This is a genomic window from Streptomyces sp. NPDC001407 (assembly GCF_042895325.1).
Classification (GTDB): Bacteria; Actinomycetota; Actinomycetes; order Streptomycetales; family Streptomycetaceae; genus Streptomyces.
On sequence record NZ_JBIAWF010000003.1, the window covers coordinates 390,568 to 409,455 of the forward strand.

Sequence of the window (18,888 nt, forward strand, 5' to 3'; positions counted from 1 at the left end):
TCAGTCCTTGAAGGCGTCCTTGGCCTTCTCCTTCGCCGCGCGCAGGTCGCCCTTGGCCTTCTCGCCGCGCCCCTCGGCCGTCTTCCGCTCGTTGCCCACCTTGCGGGCGACTTCCTCCTTGGCCTTGCCCTTGAGCTGCTCGCCCTTGGCCTTGGCCTTCTCGTCGGCGCTCATGGCGTACCTCTCTTCGTAGACGTTTCCTCCGGCCTCGAATCGCGTGCCCGCCTCTCCGCGCACGAAACAGCCGACGCCCGGGCTGCCCCGCGCCCGCCGGGCTGCTAGACCTGTCTGGACACCCCTTCCCAGGGAGGTTCCGTGACCGTACTGACCAGCGGCGGCCCCGGCACCGCCCGCCGGACCCGGGCGCGGCGCGCGCTCCTCTCGGGGTCGGTGGGCAATTTCATCGAGTGGTACGAGTTCGGGGTGTACGGCGCCTTCGCGTCGGTCATCGCCGCCGGGTTCTTCGGCGGCGGCCCGGGGAACGGCGCCGAGGGGCTGGTCAAGACGTACGCGTCGTTCGCGCTGGCCTTCTTCTTCCGGCCGGTCGGCGCGGCGCTGTTCGGGCGCGTCGGCGACCGGCTCGGCCGGCGGCCCGCCCTCGTCCTGGCCCTGCTGCTGATGACGGCCGCCACCACCGCGATCGGCCTGCTGCCCACCCGCGCCACCCTCGGCGCCGCGGCCCCCTGGGTGCTGACCTGCGTGCGCGCGCTCCAAGGCCTGTCCGCGGGCGGGGAGTTCGGCGGCGCGGTGTCGCTGATGACGGAGTCCGCCCCGCGCGGCAGGCGCGGGCTGTACGGGGCGTGGCAGTCGTTCACGGTCGCGCTGGGCCTGCTGGCCGGGGCGGGGCTGGCCGCCGGGACGGCGACGGTCCTGGGCGAACGGGCGCTGTACGCCTGGGGGTGGCGGGTGCCGTTCCTGCTGGCGCTGCCGCTCGGTCTGGCGGCGCTGTGGCTCCGGCTGGGCACGGCCGCAGCGGAGCCCGTACGCCGGACGGAGGCGGCCGCGACGGCCGCGCCACGCGAGGTGCTGCGGGCCGTCGCGCTGGGCGCCGGGCGCATCATGGGCTGGTCGGCGGCCGGTTACACCTTCCTGGTGGTCCTGCCGACGTATCTCCAGCACACGCTCGGCGCCACCTTTCAACAGGCGCTGACCGCCACCTTCCTGGCCAACCTCGGGTTCGCGCTGTCCATCCTGCCCGCGGGCGCGCTGAGCGACCGCGTCGGCCGCCGCCCGGTGATGGCGGCGGGGGCGGGGCTGGTCGTCCTCCTCGCCTTCCCGCTGCTCAGGGTCGTGCAGGGGGAGGGCACGCCGACGCCGGTCAAGGGGCTCGCGGTGCTCCTCGCCGGGGCGGTGACCGGGCTGATGGCCGGGCCGGGCCCGGCGATGCTGGCGGAGATGTTCCCCGCCCGGGTGCGCTGCACGGGCCTGGGGCTGGCCTATGCGCTGGCCAACGCCGTCTTCTCCGGCTGCGCCGGGCTCGTCCTCACCGAGCTGCTCGACCGCACCGCCGACGCCGACATCCCGGCGTACTACGCCATGGCGACCTGCGCGGTCAGCGGTGCGACGCTGTTGACGCTGCGCGCCGACGACCACCGGCGCGACCTGCGCGACTGAGAGGGAGGCCACCGGGCCATGCGCGTGATCGGGCTGATGTCGGGCACGTCGTACGACGCGGTCGACGCCGCGGCGGCCGACCTGCGCCTCGACGGTGACACCCTGCGCCTGACGCCGCTGGGCGCGCTGGGCCAGGCGTACGACGAGGGGCTGCGCGCGGAGCTCGCCGCCGCGCTGCCTCCGGCGACGACCACCCTGGAGACCGTGTGCAGGCTGGACACCGGGGTCGGGCGGGCGTTCGCGGAGGTCGCCGCCCGCGCCGACCGCGAACTGTGCGAGGGGCGCGCGGAGCTCGTCGCCTCGCACGGCCAGACCGTCTTCCACTGGACGGAGAACGGCCGCGTCCACGGCACGCTCCAGATCGGCGCGCCGTCCTGGATCGCCGAACGCACCGGACTGCCGGTCGTCTCGGACTTCCGTTCCCGCGACGTGGCGGCGGGCGGCCAGGGCGCGCCGCTGGTCGCGCTCTTCGACACCCTGTGGCTGCGCGGCCGGCCGGGCCGCCCGGTCGCCCTCAACCTCGGCGGGATCGCGAACGTCACGGTGGCCGACGGCGGCCGGGCGTACGACACGGGGCCCGGCAACGCGCTGATCGACGCGGCCGTCCGGCATGTCACCGGGGGACGCCGGGCCTACGACGCGGGCGGCGCGCTGGCCGCCCGCGGCAGTGTGCACCTCCCGCTGCTGGACCGGCTGCTCGCCGAGCCGTACTACGCGCGGCCCGCGCCGAAGACCACCGGCAAGGAGCTCTTCCATCTGCCGTATCTGCTGGCCGCGTCGGCGGGGCTCGGGCCGCTGCGCGCCGAGGACGTGGTGGCCACGGTCACCGCGCTGACGGCGCGCACCGTGGCCGGTGCGGTCCGGGACTGCGGGGGCACGGAGGTCGTCGCCTCCGGGGGCGGCACGCGCAATCCGGTGCTGATGAGCGCGCTGGCGGCGGCGCTGCCGGGGGTGCCGGTGCGTACGTCCGACGAGCTGGGCATGCCGTCGGCGGCCAAGGAGGCGTACGCGTTCACGGTCCTGGGCTTCCTGACCGCGCACGGGCTGCCGGGCACGGTCCCTGCGTGCACCGGGGCCCGGCACGCCCGCGTCCTGGGCTCCCTCACCCCCGGTGCCGCGCCCCTGTCGCTCCCCGCTCCCCCGCCCGGGGCCCCAGCCCGCCTCCGCCTGGCGCCCGACCCGGGTGACGGCGCCCGGGATGCGGCGCCCGGAGCGGTCGCCTAGCCTCGAAGCCGCGGCCGTGCCCGGCCGGGGGGTGAGCGCGAGGAGTGAGGCGGCGTGGAGGTCTTTCCCCCGATCCCGCTGGCCGAATGGCAGGCTTCGAAGGACACGCTGCACCGGTTCGCACAGTTCGTCGGGAAGATCCGGCTGGCCGGGAGCACCCGGCGGAACCACTGGTGGAACGTCCCCTTCCATGTCACCGGGTCCGGCATCACGACCCGCCCGATGGGGCTGCTCGACGGCAATCCGGTCTTCACGATCGACTTCGACTTCGTGGCCCACCGGCTGATCGTGCGCGCCCTGGACGGCGGCGAGCAGTCGTTCTCCCTGCTCGGGCAGTCGGTGGCCTCGTTCCACCACAGGACGCTTGAGGCACTGCGGGCGATCGGGGTGGAGGTGACCGTCGAGCATCCGCACCCGTTCGACCTGCCCGACGCCGGGCGTCCCTTCACCGAGGACACCGAGCACGCCTCGTACGACCCGTTCTGGGTCAACCGGTACTGGCAGGTGCTCAGCCAAGTGGCCCTGGTGCTGGAGGAGTTCTCGTCCCGCTACTCCGGCAAGATCAGCCCGGTGCACCACTTCTGGCACACCTTCGACCTCGCGGTCACCCGCTTCTCCCACCGCCCGGTCGAGCCACCGCCGGAGGCCGACCCCGTGACCCGGGAGGCGTACTCCCGCGAGGTCATCAGCGCGGGCTTCTGGTTCGGTGACGACGCGTTCCCCCGGCCCGCCTTCTACTCCTACGCCGCGCCGGAACCCGCGGGTCTCGCCGGGCGGCCGCTGCGGCCGGAAGCGGCACGGTGGACCGAGCAGCGCGGCAGTCATCTCGCCACACTGGCCTACGACGACGTGCGCGGGGAGCCGGACGCCGTGGCGAAGGTGCTGGACTTCTACGAGACGGTGTACCAGTCCGCGGCCGCGCTCGCGGGCTGGGACACCGAACGCCTCGCCTGCCCCGGAGGCGTCACCGACCCGCGCGCGACGGCCTGACGGCATGTCATGAGAAGGGTGCTGGAAGGCGCCGCCGACCGGCTGTTCCCCGGCGAGGGCAACACCCACGGCGCCCTGCCGGCCGCGCTCGTCCTGCTCACGCTCGTCACCGGCTTCGTGGACGCGGTGAGCTACCTCGGCCTCGACCACGTCTTCGTGGCCAACATGACCGGCAACGTCGTCTTCCTTGGCTTCGCCCTGGCCGGGGCCCGGAGCCTGTCGGCCTGGGCCTCCCTGCTGGCCTTCGGCACGTTCATGGCGGGCGCCTGGGTGGTCGGGCACCTCGGGCGGCGGGTCCCGCACACCGGACGGCTGTTCGCCGTGGTCACCGCCGCCCACGCGGCCCTGGTCACGGCCGCGCTGGTGGTCACGGTGACGGCGGGGCACGGGACGGCCCCGGCGAAGGCGGCGCTCATCGCGCTGCTCGCCTGCGGGATGGGCATGCAGAACGCGGTCGTCCGCGCGCTCGGCGTCCCCGACCTGACGACCACCGTGCTGACCCGCACCGTCACCGGCCTCATCGCCGACGAGCCGGGCCCCGCGACCGTACGCCGCCTCGTCTCCCTGGCCACCATGTTCGTCGGAGCACTGTGCGGCGGCGCCCTCTTCCTGCGGGCGGGAGCGCCGCACGCGCTGGCCGCGGCGGTGGTGCTGCTCGTCCTGGTGACGGGTGCCGGGGGCCACTCCCGGACGCCTGCCGAGTGAACTCCCCTGCGAATCAAGGGAGTCAGGGGCTGGCGATGAGCTCCGTGAGGCTCGTGGCGAGCCACGGCCTGCGGCCACCGGCCCGGATCCGGCCGCGCGCGACCGCCTTCCAGAGCGGGACGCGCCGGAAGCCGATCAGCAGGAACGTGACCGGCGCCGCGGTGATCCGGCAGTCGTAGGCACGCGGCGGGGCGTCGCGGGTCACCGTCGCGGCCCCGTCCTCCACGACGACCGCCAACCGGGGGCCGCCCTTGAGGGCGACGTCGAACGCGATGCGGACCCGGCGCGCCCGCTCCACGTCCAGGGCCATCGGCATCATCGTCGGGAACGCCTGCCCGATGACCAAGCGCGCCTCGTCCGGCGGTATCACCCACGGCAGGCGGGCGCCGCGCGCGACGTCGAGGCCGTGGACGAGCGTCTCGCTGAGCAGCAGCCCGGTCGCGGCCGCCAGGGTGAGCACGATCCTCTCGCCGTACCAGGGCGTCGGGACGGGCGTGTCGGGCGCGAGCCCCTCGGTGACCCGGAGGAACGCCTCGCCGCGCTCGGCGACGAAGGCACCGGCGCCCGCGCGCGCCTCCTCGGCGAAGACGTCGACCGCCTTGGCGTTCACGGCCGTGATCCGCTCGACGAACGGCCCGTCACCGGGCGGCAGTACGTCGTCCCATCCGTCGAACTCCCCGGTGAACGCGGAGCAGTACGCCAGATACACGGCGGACAGGTGCGCGTCGACGTCGCTCACCGTCCACCCCGGGAGCCCGGAGGGCACGGCCCCGTCCGGCACCTCCCGGAGCAGCCCGGCCAGGCGCGGAACCGCGGCGCGCAGCGCGGCACGGGTCCGCTCGTGCTCGACGACGGGATCGAAGCCGACGGCCACAGATCACCCCTCACAGCGAACGAAACCGCAGGTTACCGTCGGTAGCCCAGCGGCGGAAGGCGTCGGCGTGGCCCTCCTGCGCGGGAGGCGGGCGCAAGGGGATGATGTCAGCGGATGTGATGGTTGAAGGAAGGAACAGGGCGTCCGTGGGCGACGAGCCCGCTGCGCGCGTTTCGAGACGAGACTTTCGAAGACAGGACGGCAGCATGCCTCTTGAGGGCGAGTACGAGCCGAGCCCGGACCAGCGGGCCCGCGAACAGGTCGAGCTCTACGAGAGCTCCGGCGGCACGCAGGGGACGACGATGAGGGGCATGCCCGTCGTCGTGCTCACGACCCGGGGCGCGAAGAGCGGCAAGATCCGCAAGACCCCGCTGATGCGGGTGGAGCACGGCGGCAGCTATGCCGTGGTCGCCTCCCTGGGCGGCGCGCCCAAGCACCCCGTCTGGTACCACAACATCGTGGCCGACCCGCGCGTCGAGCTCCAGGACGGGCCCGTGCGGCAGGACATGACGGCCCGTGAGGTAACGGGCGAGGAGAAGGACCGGTGGTGGGAGCGCGCAGTCGCGGCCTATCCCGACTACGCCGACTACCAGAAGAAGACCGAGCGCGAGATCCCGGTCTTCGTCCTTGAGGCGACGCCTTCCGGACACTGACCCGCGTACGGCCGGCCGGCTCGCCCGGCCGGCCGATCACGGGAGTGACACACAGCGTTCACGGTGCGTGACCACAAGTGCCGCCAAGAGCAGCACCGTCGCGCAAGCACAAGGCCCGGACCCGGTTCCCCTTTCCCCGGGGCGCGGGATATCCCTGGTGGTGGGCGGCCGGTGGGCGGGCGCGGCGTGTGAGGAGTCGGGCAATGGGTGTGGAACGGTTCGCGGGCGACTGGCACGTGGACGAGCGGTGCACGAACTGCGACGTCGCGCGGCAGCTGGCCCCCGGCCTGGTCGGGGAGGCGGACGGCCGGTCGGTCATCCTCCGCGCACCGCGCGACCAAGCCGACGTCCAGGCGCTCCACGCCGCCGCGCACGCCTGCCACACGCGGTCGATCCACCCGCCGGAGGGGCGGCTGGGCACGGCGCTCGACCCCTTCCCGATGGCCCTGGACGACGACGTGTACCTGTGCGGGCACAACTCCACGCACACCGCGGGCGCCAACTCCTATGTGCTGCGCCGCCCCGACGGCACCACGATGATGATCGACACCCCGCGCTGGAGCGCCCCGCTCGCCACGCGGTACGAGGCGCTGGGGCCCGTCACCGACGTCCTGCTGACCCACCGCGACCACGCCGCGCACGGCCGCCGCTACGCCGACCGCTTCGGCGCCCGGCTGTGGATCCACGAGGGCGACCTCGACGCGGCCCCGGACGCCGACCGCGTGCTCCGCGGCACCGAGGCGACGCGGATCGCCGACGGCGTGGTCGCCCATCCCCTTCCCGGGCACACGCGCGGAAGCGTCGTCTACATCGCGGACGAGCGCTACTGCTTCAGCGGCGACAGCTTCTACTGGTCACGCACGACCGGGGACATCGAAGTGGCGGACAGCGTCACGTGGTACTCCATCGAGGTGCTGGCCGCCTCCCTGGCCCGGACCGCCGCCGGGCTGCGCTTCGCGTGGCTGCTACCGGGCCACGGCGACCGGCGGCACCTCCCCGCCGACGACATGGCCGCGCGCATGCGGCGGCTGACGGACCGTACGCGGGAACTCCGGCCCCGCCCCGTCGACTTCACCGCCCTGCGCTGGTGACCGGGTCGGCCGGGGTCCAGGCCCGCCTGCGGCTCAGCCGACCGTCACCTTGACGACGCGGCCGGACGCCTCGGAGACGAATAGCTCGCGCCGCCCGTCGTGGCCGCCGAAACCACGGGGCACACGGACGCTGGTGGGCGTCCGCAGCCCCGACACCAGGACGCAGGACCGGCCGGTGGCCGGGTCGACCCGGATGAGTTCACCGTCGCGGAAGCTCGCGACCACCAACGTGCCCTCGAAGGCGGTGAGGTCGTCGAGGACCTTGGCCTTCAGCGGATTCCGGCTGAGTTCGACGACCGTGGTGTGGGCCGCCGGATCGTTCAGGGGGACCCGTACGACCGGGGACGTGGTGTCGGTGATGACGCTCGCGTACAGCTGGTCGCCGACGATCTCCAGGCCGTTGGTGCCGAAGATGTCCGCCGCCCGGGTCCACTTCTCGTCCGTCGTGCCGTCCGGCCGGATCTTGAGAATGCCGGTGGCCAGCTCGCGGCTGACGTAGATATTACCGTCGGAGTCGACGGCCAGGCCGTTGACACCGGACAGCCCGTCCACGAATTTCCGCGCCCGCGGAGCGGCAGCGGTCGGGTCGAACCGCACGATGCCACCGCCCGTGGCCCAGGAGGTGAGCGGATTCACGCCGTAGTTGACGTACATCATCCCGTCGGGGCCGCGCCGGATCCCGCCGGGACCGCTCACGGGGACGCTGGCCTTGAGCGTGCCGTCCGGGGTGTAGCCCTCGACGCGGTTCTTGGTGAGGTGCGAGACCCAGAGGGTGCCCTGCCCGTCGAACTCCAGGTTCTCCTGCCAGTCGAGCAGCGGCACGCCGCCCTCGTGGAAGACCTCGACGCCCGCCTTCTCCGTACAGGCGGCGAGGGACCGGGAACCGGATGCCTGAGCCGCGGCGGCGGGCAACTGCGAGCCGCCGACCAGCAGCGCGGACACCAGACTCGCGGCGAAGGCCGCTCTGCGTAAGCGCATCATGACGGGTGGGTCCCTTCGGAGGGGTTGTGCGACGCGGCCAACTGGCTTTGGCGGTACGTAAGTTACCCGGGAGTACAGAAACGGGCCAGAGGGGAGCTCCCGGGCGCCGTCGAAATCAAGCCGGGATCGAACGTCTCGGCGATGGACGGAACAGTTCGATTGCCTCGACCGGGAGACGCTGATAACGCACCGACCTGCGAGGTAACGGGCTTCTCAAATCCACGGCCCAACTGTTGTTAGGCAAGCCTTACTTGGCTTAATGTCGGCGGTCGCCTCCCCCCCCACTTCTCCGCTCTCCCCACCACGGAGGCCCCGCGTGTCCAGCTCGAACATCGCCCTGCTCGGCGCCGTCGCCGGCTTCACCATCTACCTCGGACTCCCCATAGGCCGTCTGCGCCGGCCCACCCCCCGCCTGAAAGCCGGCCTGAACGCCACGGCCATCGGCATCCTCGTCTTCCTCGTCTGGGACGTCCTGAGCCACGCCTGGGAGCCGGTCGACCAGGCGCTGACCGACCACAAATGGGGCACCGTCGCCTCCGGCGGGACCGTCCTCGCCCTCGGGCTCACCGCCGGGCTGGCCGGGCTCGTCTCCTACGACACCTGGACCGCACGCCGTCGCGCCGCCACCGCGCACCGGCCGGACGGCCCCGGCGCCGCCGTCGCCGAGCCGGTGCGCGAAGCCCGTACGCAGGCGGGCGAGCTGGCCCTGATGATCGCCACCGGCATCGGACTGCACAACTTCGCCGAGGGCCTGGCCATCGGCAACTCCGCCGCCAAGGGCGAGCTCTCGCTCGCCGTGCTGCTCATCGTCGGATTCGGTCTGCACAACGCCACCGAGGGCTTCGGCATCGTCGCCCCACTGGCCGCCGCGGGCGAGCGCCCCTCCTGGCTCGCCCTGCTGTGGCTCGGCCTGATCGGCGGCGGCCCCACGTTCCTGGGCACCCTGGCCGGCCAGCGCCTGGTGGACGACACCCTCTCGATCGCCTTCCTGGGCCTGGCCGCCGGCTCGATCCTCTACGTCGTCATCGAACTGCTCGCCGTGGCCCGCAAGGCGGCCGTGAAGCGGCTCACGACGTGGTGCGTCCTGCTCGGCCTGCTGCTCGGCTTCGCCACGGACGCCGTCGTCACGGCGGCGGGGGCCTGACCCACGACGCCGGGACGGGCCACTTGAACCCGGCCCCTCCCGGCCTCACTCACTCACAGGCGTCCCGTCGCTCGACACCGGGCAACAGCTCGTCCCACTGCTTGTCCGGCATCGGTGTACTGCGGACCGAGCACAGAGTGCGGGTGAGCTGGTCGAAGTCGGTGCTCACCACGAGACCTTTGCCGCCGAAAGCCTTGAGGACGCTTCCCCCCTTGGTTTCCAGCAGCAGATCACCGGTGGAGCTCACGCCGAGGACCGTCACGCCCTGCTGCCCGTCGGACATCACGAGCTGTTCGTCGTCACCACCCGGCTGAGCACCGTCCGGAGCGGAGACACGCCACAGCCCGAGAGCGCCCTCGGAGTTCGAGGCCACCAGCAGCCGACGGTCCCGGGCGGTCTTCAGGTACTGCATCTTGGCTGCGGCGCCCAGCAGCGGAATGCCGTGCTCCCGCGGCTTCCGCAGGTCCCACAGCATCGGCCTTCCGGCCTCGTTGAGGGTGGCCAGGGTGCGGTCTGTGGTGAGCTCCGAGGTGAAGCTGGACCCTGCCCAGTCCTTGCTGGCGACCGAACCGTTCAGCTGTGTGGTGCCGTCGTCCGCAACAGCCCAGATATGCGCATTGAACTCCTCACCCTCGCGCGCCCTCGCCTTGCTCAGCAGGAAGGATCCCCGAGAGCCGCCGAACATCGCCGACGGCCGTTCCTTCACCGTGTTCGCCAGGCGGGGGTGCCGGGGGTCGCGTACGTCCCACAGCTGGGTCGCCAGCGGGGTCATCAGCACCAGCAGGCGCGACATCTGAAGGCCGATCACCTTGTGTCCGTCGCCCTCGGGCCAGGGCAGCTTTCCCACCTGCTCCGGGTGGTCGATGTCGCGGATGTCCCAGATCCCGACCGTGCTCCCGGACGTGCCCCGCAGCGCGAGCAGCGTCCCCTTGTCGTCCACCGTGTATTCCGCCGGATTGTCGTCCCGCGCCGTTCCCCCGCCCAGCGCGAACTCGTACCCCGGTCGCAGGCGACCGTTGTCGAAGTGCCACAGCTTCAGGCGGGTTCGGTCGCTGTTCTGGCTCACCAGGAACCGGCCGTCTGCGACGAACATGGCCGCGGTCCACGGCTGAGGCAGTTCGGCGGCCTGCTTCGGGGCGGCGCGCACGCCACCGACGTCCCAGATCCGTGCCGGACTCTTCTCGGCGTAGCCACCTGTCGTCACCACGTGGCGCGTCCCCGCGTCGAACGCCTCGCCCGGTGAGTCACCCGGGTCCTCGATCTGCTGCGGAACGGATCGCGGCGGCGGCTCGCGCAGGGTGATGTGTCCGGCGTCGTCGCCGACGGCGATGCCCCGGCCGTCCGGCTGGTAGGCGATGGAGCCGGCCTTGTCGCCTACCGGCACGTCGCCGTCCAACGAGGGGCCGTGGCCTTCGGCGAACTCGAAGGTGTGGAACGACTTGTCCGACCCGCCCGCCGCCGCCACGAACGCCCCGTCGGCACGGAAGGCGAGCGACATATAGATGCCGTTGGCAAGGCTGTACCCGATGCCGTCTTCCTGAGCCCGGGGGTGAGCAGGGTCCGTCGTGTCCCACGTCTTCAGCTTCTCCATGGCCCCGCCGACCAGCAGTCGACTGCCGGGCTTGAAAGCCAGGGAGAGCACCGAGACGTCCTTCAGCGTGGCGAGCGGCTTGAGCGTATGCGCCTGGCTCGTGTCCAGCAGCCGCAGGGATTCGTCCTGGACCGACGCGGCGAGCACCCGGCCGTCAGGACGGTAGGCGACCTCCCCGACGATCTTCCTCTCCCCGTCCTCGGCGATCTGGACCACGGAGGACACGGGGTGGGCGGGGTCGCTCACGTCCCACAGCCATACGCGCCCGCGCTCGGCCGGTACCGCGAAGGACCGGCCGTCCGGACTGAAGGCGACCCCGCTGGAGATACCGCCCGTCGCGGCCGGCACCCGGGCCACCTGGCGTGGGTGGAGGGGGTCGTTGGTGTCCCAGACGAAGAGGGCCTCCCTGGTGGCGCCGATGAGGTAGCGCCCGTCGGGGCGCCAGGCGGCGGTCACCCCCTGGCCGGTCCTCAGCACGGCGCCGGCGGCCGGGTGGTACGGGTCGCTGGTGTCCCACAGCCGCACGGTGCCGTCCTTGGACGAACTGGCCAGCACCTTCCCGTCCTTATGGAACGCGATCTTCCGCACCGCGTCGGTGTGCCCCGTCAGCCGGAGGTTGACCGGGGCCATCGCGCTCCGGAGCAGGCTCGTGCGGGCCTCGACCGTGTGTGCCGCGCGGTACGCCGCCAGGCTCAGGTCGAGCGCCGCCCCCGCGTCCACCTGACGCATGGCCTCCGCCTGCCCGGCGATGAGCTTGGAGTCCAGCACCGCCGCCCGCTGCTGCGACCGGCCCCGCTCGATGACGGCGAACGTACCGACGCCGGTGAGCAGCAGCGCCAGGCAGGCCGCCACAGCGGCGATGAGCACGCGGCGGCGCCTGCGGCGGCGTGCCGCGCGTACTCCCGCCTCGGCGAAAGCCCGTTCCGTCGCGGTGAGCGCGATGGACGGACCGGCGGCCTCGGTGGTCAGCCAGGGGCGGATCCGCTCCAGGCGGCTGCCGGTGTAGAGATAGCCGGAGTCGCGGCCGTTCTCCTCCCAGGCCGTCGCGGCGTCGGACAGCTCCTGGTGGGCGAGGAGTTCGGCCCGCGCGTCGCGGATCCACGCGCGCAGCCGGGGCCAGGCGCGCAGCAGCGCCTCGTGGGATATCTGCGCGCCGTCCTGGTCGACGGTGACCAGGCGGGCGGCGGCGAGGCGGTCGCAGACGTCCCCGATGAGCTGCCGGTCTCGCTCCGGGCGCTCGGCGAGCAGGCCGGGGAGGTCGACCCGGCGGCGTACGGGCTCGGCGTTCGCGGTCAACTGGATCATGCGCAGGAGGAGTTCGCGCAGGGCCTGGCGCGCCGGCTCGTCCAGTTCCTGGTAGAGAGCCTCGGTGGTGGTGGCGACGGACTCCCGGATGCCGCCGGTCGCCTGGTAGCCGGCCAGGGTGAGGAGGGCGCCGGAGCGGCGCAGCCAGGTCTCGCGGAGGGCGTGCGCGAGGAAGGGCAGCGCGGTGGCCTCCGGTGCCTCGTCCGCCGGGTCGTCGCGTCCGGAGTCCTGCCGCAGATCGGCCATGAGGCGGTCGGTGAGGCCGTCCTCCAGGGCGAGTCCGGCGCGGAGCGCGGGCTGTTCGACGGCGGTCCGCAGCGCCTCCTCACCCATGGGCGGCACGGTGAACTGGCCGTGTTCCAGGGCGCGTACGAGCTCCGGGTGGGCCAGGCAGCTGCCGTAGTGGTCGGCGCGCAGCCCGAGGACGACGCGGGGGCGTGCGGGTGCGTCACCGCCGGTGGCGCACAGCAGGCGTACGAACCGGGTGCGTTCCTCCGGGTCCGTGCAGCGGGTGAAGGTCTCCTCGAACTGATCCACGATCAGTAATCGGCAGGCCGGGAAGCCCGGTCGTGGTGCGGGGAGTTCCCCGCCGGCCGCCAGCGACCGGTGGACCTCGTCGGCCGGGTGGCCGGTCGCGCGGGCCCAGCGCTCGGCGAGGGCGCGCAGCGGGTGCGGTCCAGGAGCGGGCAGCAGCAGGGCGGGCCAGGGCGTGCCGGGGCGGCCGGCTCCGTGCCGGTGCTCCAGGCCCGCGAGCAGCCCGGCCCGCAGTAGCGAGGACTTCCCCGCGCCCGAGGCACCCACGAGGACGAGCGGGTGGCTGTCGGCCGCTGGGTCGCAGACGGCGTCCAGCAGCCGTCCGGTGGCCTCCTCGCGCCCGAAGAAGTGGGCGCGGTCCTCGGCCCTGAAGGGTTCCATGCCGGGGTAGGGGCAGGGCACGTCGGCCGGTGGCAGCGCGGCCGCGGGGCGCTCGGGGCGGTACGCGCGGTTCGGGGCGACGACCAGTGCGCCGAGCGTGCCCCCGCTCTGCCGGTGCGGGCGCACCGGGCCGTCCCGGAAGGCCCGGTCGAGGTAGGCGTGGACGTCGTCCATCGTCAGCAGGGGCGGGCCGGCCGGGTCGCCTTCCTCCAGCAGCCGCAGCAGGCGGCCGCCGAAGAGGGTGTGCCGCTCGCCTTCCGGTGCGTAGGAGACGGCGAAGTCGGAGGCGGAGGTGAGCAGGAAGCTGCCGTCGGGGAGGGCCGAGTCGTAGACGCGGTGGTGGCCGCCGGGAGCGGCGGCGCGCCCGGAGAAGCAGCAGTCGAGGACCACGACGCTGCCGCCCGTGGCTCCGCCGAGCAGGTCCTTGACGACGGCGTAGGGCACGCCGTGGGAGATCGTGTCGTCGGACAGTGAGCCGCGGGTGGCGAGGTAGAGCTGGTCGCCGGGGCCGAGGAGGCCGTGGCCGGTGTAGCAGAAGAGCACGGTGCCGGTGGCTTCGGCGACCGCTTCTTCGACGGCGCCGAGCACCTGGGCGGCGGAGGCGTCGGCGGGCACCCGGCGGACGTGTTCTTCCGGCATTCCGCACACGTCGTGGAGGGTCCGGGCCAGGTCGTCGAGGGTGGTGTCGACGCCGGGCAGCGCGGGGAGCGCCGATCCGGGCGCGTGTCCGCCGGTTCCGACGAGCACGGCCCGGGCGCCCGGCGCGGCCAGGCCGGTCGCGGGGGCCGTCGTCGCGCCGCTGGTCATGACGCGGGGGGCGCGGCGGGGGGCACCTCGGCGCGGCCGTCCTCCAGGGTGGCGGCCAGCCGCTGGGCCAGCTCGGCGGCCTGCTGGGCGTCGAGCCCCTTGACCTCGGTGGTGCTGACGGTCAGCCGCGTGCCGTCGGGCCGGGTCAACGTCACTGTCTGCGTGCCGCGGCGCGTCCGCACCCAGGCGACCACGGCCCCGGCGAACGCGGCGGCCACTCCTCCTGGTTCGAGCACCGCCAGCACGACGTCCCCGGCGGCCCCCATGGTCCCCGGCAGCGGCCCGTCCGTCTGTCTGCGGACCCTGCCGCGCAGCGCGGGCTGCCCGCCGAGCCAGCGCCTCAGGTCATCCGGCCCCGCGTGGCCGTTCACACTCTCCACGGTGATGGTCACCTGCATGGGGGTGAGCGTAGTGAAGGCAAGGGGCGCGCGGGGGCGGTTGACGGGAACGGTTGCCCGAGAAGCGGCGCACCACCCTTTATCGAACGTAACTTCGAAGGCATCCGCATCGGAGCGCCGCTCCCCCATGCGCAGCGGACGCCCAAAAGGAGCCATATAGCCATATTGCACGGATATGATGCACATCATGGGCAAGCCTGGACAGCAGCGTCTCCACCGACCCCACCGCCGGTGGTCCCCGGTGCTGCTGTCCCCGGTGCTGCTGACGGCCGTCATCGCCAGCCTGGCGTACACCACACCCAGGAGCATGGCCTTCAGCCGCATCCTGCCCGCGGCCCCCGCCCTCGCGGCCGCCATGTGGCCCGTGCTCCCCACGGTGCTGCTGGGGACGGTCTGCTTTCTGCTGATGATCGGCCTCGGCATCGTCTTCCCCGACCTCGGGACGGGGTACACGGCGGCGGGGATCGTCGCGGTCACCGTGGCGGCGGCGTACGGCAGCCACGTCCGGCTCCAGCGCGAGCAGTCCCTCTTCCAGGTCCGGCTCGTCGCCGACGCCGCGCAGCAGGTGGTCCTGGGCCCGATGCCGCGCTGCTACGGAGGCATCGAGGTCGAGTCGCTGTATCTCGCGGCCGCCGCGGAGGCCCGCATCGGCGGCGACTTCTACGAGGTGGCGGACACGGGCTTCGGGATCCGGCTGCTCATCGGCGACGTACGGGGCAAGGGCCTGCCGGCCGTGGGCGCGGCCGCGGCGGTGGTCAACTCCTTCCGCGAGGCGGCCTACGACGAGCCCGACCTCGGCGGCATCGCCCAGCGCCTGGAGGCCAGCAGCACCCGTTACAACGCCGCCTTTCCCCCCGACGACCTGATGGAGCGCTTCACCACCGCCGTCCTCGTCGAGATCCCGTACGAGGGCGGCGTCATCAGGATCCTCAACTGCGGGCATCCCCCGCCGCTGCTCCTGACCCGGCAGGGAGTGCGCGTCCTGGACCCGACCGCTCCCTCACCGCTGCTCAACCTCGCGGATCTGATCGGCGATCAGTACCAGACGGACACCTTCGCCTTCGCCCGCGACGACCAGCTGCTCCTCTACACCGACGGCGTCACCGAGGCGCGCGACCGCGCCGGCGAGTTCTTCCCCCTGGCGGACTGGATGAACCGCCAGCCCCTGGCCCACCCCCGCGAACTGCTCGACAGACTCCACCGCGACCTCCTCCTCTACAGCAACGGCGGCCTGGACGACGACATCGCGGCCCTCGCCGTACGGTCCCGTGAGACCCCGTCGTCCGTCTCACCCCTCACGGCACACCCTTAGTAAGATCCACCCGTTCCAGGGGGAGGACGGGATCGGCATGAGCATGCTGGGTGGGGGCGTTCCGACGCACATAGGGCCGTTCCGGACGGTCGGGGTGCTCGGGCAGGGTGGGATGGGGCAGGTGCTGCTCGGGGTGGCGCCCGACGGGCGGCTCGTGGCCGTCAAGCGGGTGCACGCCGATCTGGCGGAGGACCCCGGGTTCCGTACGCGGTTCCGGCGGGAGGTGGACGCCTCGCGGCGGGTGTCCGGGGCCTACACCGCCCCGGTCGTCGACGCCGATCCGGACGCGCCGACGCCGTGGCTCGCCTCCCTCTTCCTGCCGGGGCCCTCGCTGAGCGAGGCGCTGGACGCGGACGGCACGCTGTCCGAGGAGGCCGTACGGCTGCTCGCCGCCGGGCTCGCCCAGGCGCTGGACGACATCCACCGGGCCGGGCTCGTGCACCGCGACCTGAAGCCGTCGAACGTGCTCCTGACGGAGGACGGCGTACGCGTCGTCGACTTCGGCATCGCCCGCGCGGCCGACCACGAGACGAAGCTGACCCACACGGGCGCGGTGATCGGCTCGCCCGCGTTCATGTCGCCGGAGCAGGTACGGGGCGAGCGACCGGGCCCGGCGAGCGACGTGTTCTCGCTCGGCGTCACGCTCGTCACGGCGGCCACGGGCCGCAGCCCGTTCGCCGGGGACTCGCCGCTCGCGCTCATGCACGCCGTCGCCCACGACCTCCCCGACCTCGGCTCCCTGGCGCCCGGGCTGCACCGGATCGTCGAGCCGTGCCTCGCGAAGGACCCGGCCGCGCGGCCGGCCCCCGGGCAGCTCCTCCAACTCGTCGGCCCGCTCGCCCCTTCCGCCCGGCCCTGGCCGGAAGCGGTGTACGAGCGGATCGCGGAACGCCGGACCTGGGCGACGCGGCTCGCGGCCGCGCCGGGCACGGTGGCACCGCCCGCCGCGCCTCCCGCACCCCTCGTACCCCTCGTACCCCCCACACTCCCCACGGTCACACCGCGCCGCCGCTCCCGGTGGCTGACCGCCGCGATCGCGGTGGGCGCGGTGCTCGCGACGGCCGCGGTCGCGGTCCTGGCGATCGGCCCGGCCAACGTCTACGACACGCTCTTCCCGGAGGCCGTGCCGACTCCCGGTTCGGTGCCGCTGGCGCAGGTGCGGGACAAGTACACCAAGACGGTCCCGACCTGCGTGCAGGTGCGCCGCAGCATGAAGGTCCCGTCCGGCTTCGGCGACCCCACGGGCAACTTCCCCGACACCGTGTGGCAGGCCCGCGACGGCGAAGGGCACACGCATCCGCAGACCTCCTGCTTCTGGAACACCCACTCCGGCGATCAGATCAACGTCATCTGGGACCTCTTCCCCTCCCGCACGGGCGGGCCCACCGGCGCCGAACTGGCGAAGGAGCATTACGAGGGCTTCCACACGGGCTCCCACACCCCGCGCGACTCCGGGCTCGGCTTCGTGGAGGAGGGCATGTGGCTGAAGGAATCGACCGGGACCGGCTGCGTGCTGTACGCCCGGGACGTCAACCTTTCCCTGTTCATCCAGGTCAAGGGCGTCCACTATCCGGCGGGCGCGTGTGAGGATCTCGCGAAGGACATGGGTCGCCAGAGCGTGAGAGCGGTGGCCTCCCTGTGAGCGCGTCGCACCCGATACCGTCGCACCCGCTGCCGGAGAAGGCGGGGCCGTACGTCCTCCTCACCGAGCTCGGCCGGGGTGGCATGGGCCGGGTCCTGCTCGGTGTCGCGCCGGACGGCCGGCCCGCCGCGGTGAAGCTGGTCCACGCCCGGCACGCGGCCGATGACGGCTTCCGGGCCCGCTTCCGGCGGGAGGTGGCGGCCTCGCGGAAGGTGTCCGGCGCGTACACGGCGGCCGTCCTCGACGCCGACGCGGACGCCGAACTGCCGTGGCTCGCCTCGGTGTTCGTGGCCGGTCCTTCGCTGGGGTCGGCCGTGGAGCGCGCGGGCGCGCTGCCGGAGCCCGCACTGCACCGCCTGGCGGTGGGCCTGGCGACGGCCCTGGAGGAGATCCACCGGGCCGGTCTCGTCCACCGCGACCTCAAGCCGGAGAACGTGCTGCTCGCCGAGGACGGCGCCCGGGTCATCGACTTCGGCATCGCACGGGCGGCACAGTCCGGTGAGGCGACCGAACTCACCGGCACCGGCTGGGTGGTCGGCTCACCGCCGTACATGTCGCCCGAGCAGGCACAGAGCCAGGAAGTGACCAGCGCGAGCGACGTGTTCTCGCTCGGGTCGGTGCTCGTCATGGCGGCGACCGGCCGCAGCCCCTTCTCCGGCCCTTCCGCACTCCAGACGCTCTACAACGTCGTCCACACCGAACCCACCCTGAGCGGTGTCCCCCGGTCCCTGCACGGGATCGTCACCCGCTGCCTGGCCAAGGCTCCGGCCGACCGGCCCACGCCCGCCGAACTGCTCGCCCTCCTCGGCCCGGTGCCCCCGGCGGCCCGGCCGTGGCCACCCGCCGTGCACCGGATGGTCGACGAGCAGCGGGCCCGCGTCGGGGGCCTGCTCGACGGCGTCCCCGGGCGCACGGGACCCGCGCCGGGGTCCGTCGCCCCGGGGACAGCCGTCCTCACGGCGTACGACACTCCCGCCGCGCCGCCGACGGCCGTGCTCACCACGTATGCCACCCCCGCCGCACCATCCCGCCCCCGGCGTGCCGTCACATGGGTGGCGGTGGGCGCGGTGCTCGCGGCTGCGGTCGGCGGGGGTGCGTATCTGCTGCTGCGTGACGACGGTGGCGGCAGCAGCACACCGGACAAGTACGTGACGATGCCGGTGTGTTCGGAAGCCGTGACCAGGCTTCCGCTGCGGGAGGAGCGGAGGAAGGACAAGGACGTCGCGTACGAGGACGGGGACACAGCGCGGACCGAGTGCTCGTGGTTCGACAAGGACCAGCCTCAGCCCGACGGCTGGAACTACTCCCGCAGTGCGGCCGTCTCCTGGGAGCTGTACCGGTCGGGGGACCCCGGCAACGGCACGGTGAAGGCACGCGAGGAATTCGCCGTCAAGGGCGTGCGCGGCGAGACCGGCTTCGGCGACGCCGCCTATTGGACCGCGTCCGCCAAGGACCACAAGACCTGCCAGCTCAACGTCCGCGACGGAAACCTCGTCGTACGCGTCTTCCTGGACGGCACCAAGCACCCCTCCTGCGAGGCGGAGGCCAAGGACATCACGAAGGCCGCGCTCGCGGCCATGCCGCCACGGGAGAAGTGACGGCCGGTTCAACCGGCCGCTTGTTGTACGCGGTAATGGGGATT

The 18,888-nt window shown here is 73.2% G+C and carries 15 protein-coding genes; 10 read left to right on the plus strand and 5 right to left on the minus strand.

Annotated features, from left to right (window positions below; all coding sequences use genetic code 11):
* The gene (locus ACFY1P_RS07080; protein WP_361525059.1) at nt 1-174 is read right to left on the minus strand and encodes a CsbD family protein; all 174 of its coding nucleotides are present in this window, start codon (nt 172-174) and stop codon (nt 1-3) included.
* A gap of 150 nt (nt 175-324) precedes the next feature.
* Here ACFY1P_RS07080 and ACFY1P_RS07085 point away from each other — a divergent pair, with 150 nt between their 5' ends.
* From ACFY1P_RS07085 to ACFY1P_RS07100, 4 genes are read left to right on the plus strand one after another with little or no spacing between them, the layout of a single operon-like run.
* The gene (locus ACFY1P_RS07085; protein ID WP_390750030.1) at nt 325-1,614 is read left to right on the plus strand and encodes an MFS transporter; all 1,290 of its coding nucleotides are present in this window, start codon (nt 325-327) and stop codon (nt 1,612-1,614) included.
* Between the two features lie 18 nt (nt 1,615-1,632).
* Entirely contained in the window at nt 1,633-2,838 is a 1,206-nt protein-coding gene (locus ACFY1P_RS07090) for an anhydro-N-acetylmuramic acid kinase (protein WP_390749974.1), read from the plus strand.
* Nucleotides 2,839-2,892: 54 nt separating this feature from the next.
* On the plus strand, nt 2,893-3,828 hold the full coding sequence (locus ACFY1P_RS07095; protein WP_390749975.1) for a DUF5996 family protein: 936 nt from the start codon (nt 2,893-2,895) through the stop codon (nt 3,826-3,828).
* A gap of 9 nt (nt 3,829-3,837) precedes the next feature.
* Nucleotides 3,838-4,533 (plus strand): YoaK family protein, encoded by a 696-nt coding sequence (locus ACFY1P_RS07100; RefSeq protein ID WP_361525046.1) that lies wholly within the window; start codon nt 3,838-3,840, stop codon nt 4,531-4,533.
* 22 nt (nt 4,534-4,555) lie between these two features.
* Here the strand turns inward: ACFY1P_RS07100 and ACFY1P_RS07105 are convergent, their stop codons facing one another.
* On the minus strand, nt 4,556-5,407 hold the full coding sequence (locus tag ACFY1P_RS07105) for a maleylpyruvate isomerase family mycothiol-dependent enzyme (RefSeq protein ID WP_390749976.1): 852 nt from the start codon (nt 5,405-5,407) through the stop codon (nt 4,556-4,558).
* A 206-nt stretch (nt 5,408-5,613) separates the two neighbouring features.
* On the opposite strand from ACFY1P_RS07105, the gene ACFY1P_RS07110 reads away from it, so the two are divergent.
* Together ACFY1P_RS07110 and ACFY1P_RS07115 are read left to right on the plus strand one after the other, a co-directional pair.
* On the plus strand, nt 5,614-6,060 hold the full coding sequence (locus ACFY1P_RS07110) for a nitroreductase family deazaflavin-dependent oxidoreductase (RefSeq protein ID WP_390749977.1): 447 nt from the start codon (nt 5,614-5,616) through the stop codon (nt 6,058-6,060).
* Nucleotides 6,061-6,263: 203 nt separating this feature from the next.
* Nucleotides 6,264-7,151 carry an MBL fold metallo-hydrolase gene (locus ACFY1P_RS07115; protein WP_361525037.1) on the plus strand — a complete coding sequence of 296 codons (888 nt, stop codon included), beginning with the start codon at nt 6,264-6,266 and terminating at the stop codon, nt 7,149-7,151.
* Between the two features lie 33 nt (nt 7,152-7,184).
* On the opposite strand, the gene ACFY1P_RS07120 is transcribed toward ACFY1P_RS07115, so the two are convergent.
* Nucleotides 7,185-8,132: an SMP-30/gluconolactonase/LRE family protein gene (locus ACFY1P_RS07120; protein ID WP_390749978.1), complete on the minus strand. Its 948-nt coding sequence runs from the start codon at nt 8,130-8,132 to the stop codon at nt 7,185-7,187.
* A 316-nt stretch (nt 8,133-8,448) separates the two neighbouring features.
* Here ACFY1P_RS07120 and ACFY1P_RS07125 point away from each other — a divergent pair, with 316 nt between their 5' ends.
* Entirely contained in the window at nt 8,449-9,276 is an 828-nt protein-coding gene (locus ACFY1P_RS07125) for a ZIP family metal transporter (RefSeq protein ID WP_390749979.1), read from the plus strand.
* Between the two features lie 49 nt (nt 9,277-9,325).
* Here ACFY1P_RS07125 and ACFY1P_RS07130 read toward each other — a convergent pair whose 3' ends face one another.
* Both ACFY1P_RS07130 and ACFY1P_RS07135 read right to left on the minus strand, forming a co-directional pair.
* The gene (locus tag ACFY1P_RS07130) at nt 9,326-13,894 is read right to left on the minus strand and encodes a caspase family protein (RefSeq protein ID WP_390749980.1); all 4,569 of its coding nucleotides are present in this window, start codon (nt 13,892-13,894) and stop codon (nt 9,326-9,328) included.
* On the minus strand, nt 13,891-14,292 hold the full coding sequence (locus ACFY1P_RS07135) for a hypothetical protein (RefSeq protein ID WP_361525025.1): 402 nt from the start codon (nt 14,290-14,292) through the stop codon (nt 13,891-13,893). Before ACFY1P_RS07135 ends, ACFY1P_RS07130 begins: the two co-directional genes overlap by 4 nt.
* 187 nt (nt 14,293-14,479) lie before the next feature.
* Between ACFY1P_RS07135 and ACFY1P_RS07140 the strand changes: the two genes are divergently transcribed.
* The 3 genes from ACFY1P_RS07140 to ACFY1P_RS07150 are packed head-to-tail and all read left to right on the plus strand — an operon-like array spanning nt 14,480 to nt 18,844.
* Nucleotides 14,480-15,604, plus strand: coding sequence for a PP2C family protein-serine/threonine phosphatase (locus ACFY1P_RS07140; RefSeq protein ID WP_390749981.1), 1,125 nt, complete (start codon nt 14,480-14,482; stop codon nt 15,602-15,604).
* Nucleotides 15,605-15,641: 37 nt separating this feature from the next.
* The gene (locus ACFY1P_RS07145; RefSeq protein WP_390749982.1) at nt 15,642-17,246 is read left to right on the plus strand and encodes a serine/threonine-protein kinase; all 1,605 of its coding nucleotides are present in this window, start codon (nt 15,642-15,644) and stop codon (nt 17,244-17,246) included.
* Nucleotides 17,243-18,844 (plus strand): serine/threonine-protein kinase, encoded by a 1,602-nt coding sequence (locus tag ACFY1P_RS07150; protein ID WP_390749983.1) that lies wholly within the window; start codon nt 17,243-17,245, stop codon nt 18,842-18,844. The genes ACFY1P_RS07145 and ACFY1P_RS07150 overlap by 4 nt, the downstream gene beginning before the upstream one ends.
* Nucleotides 18,845-18,888 lie beyond the last annotated feature (44 nt).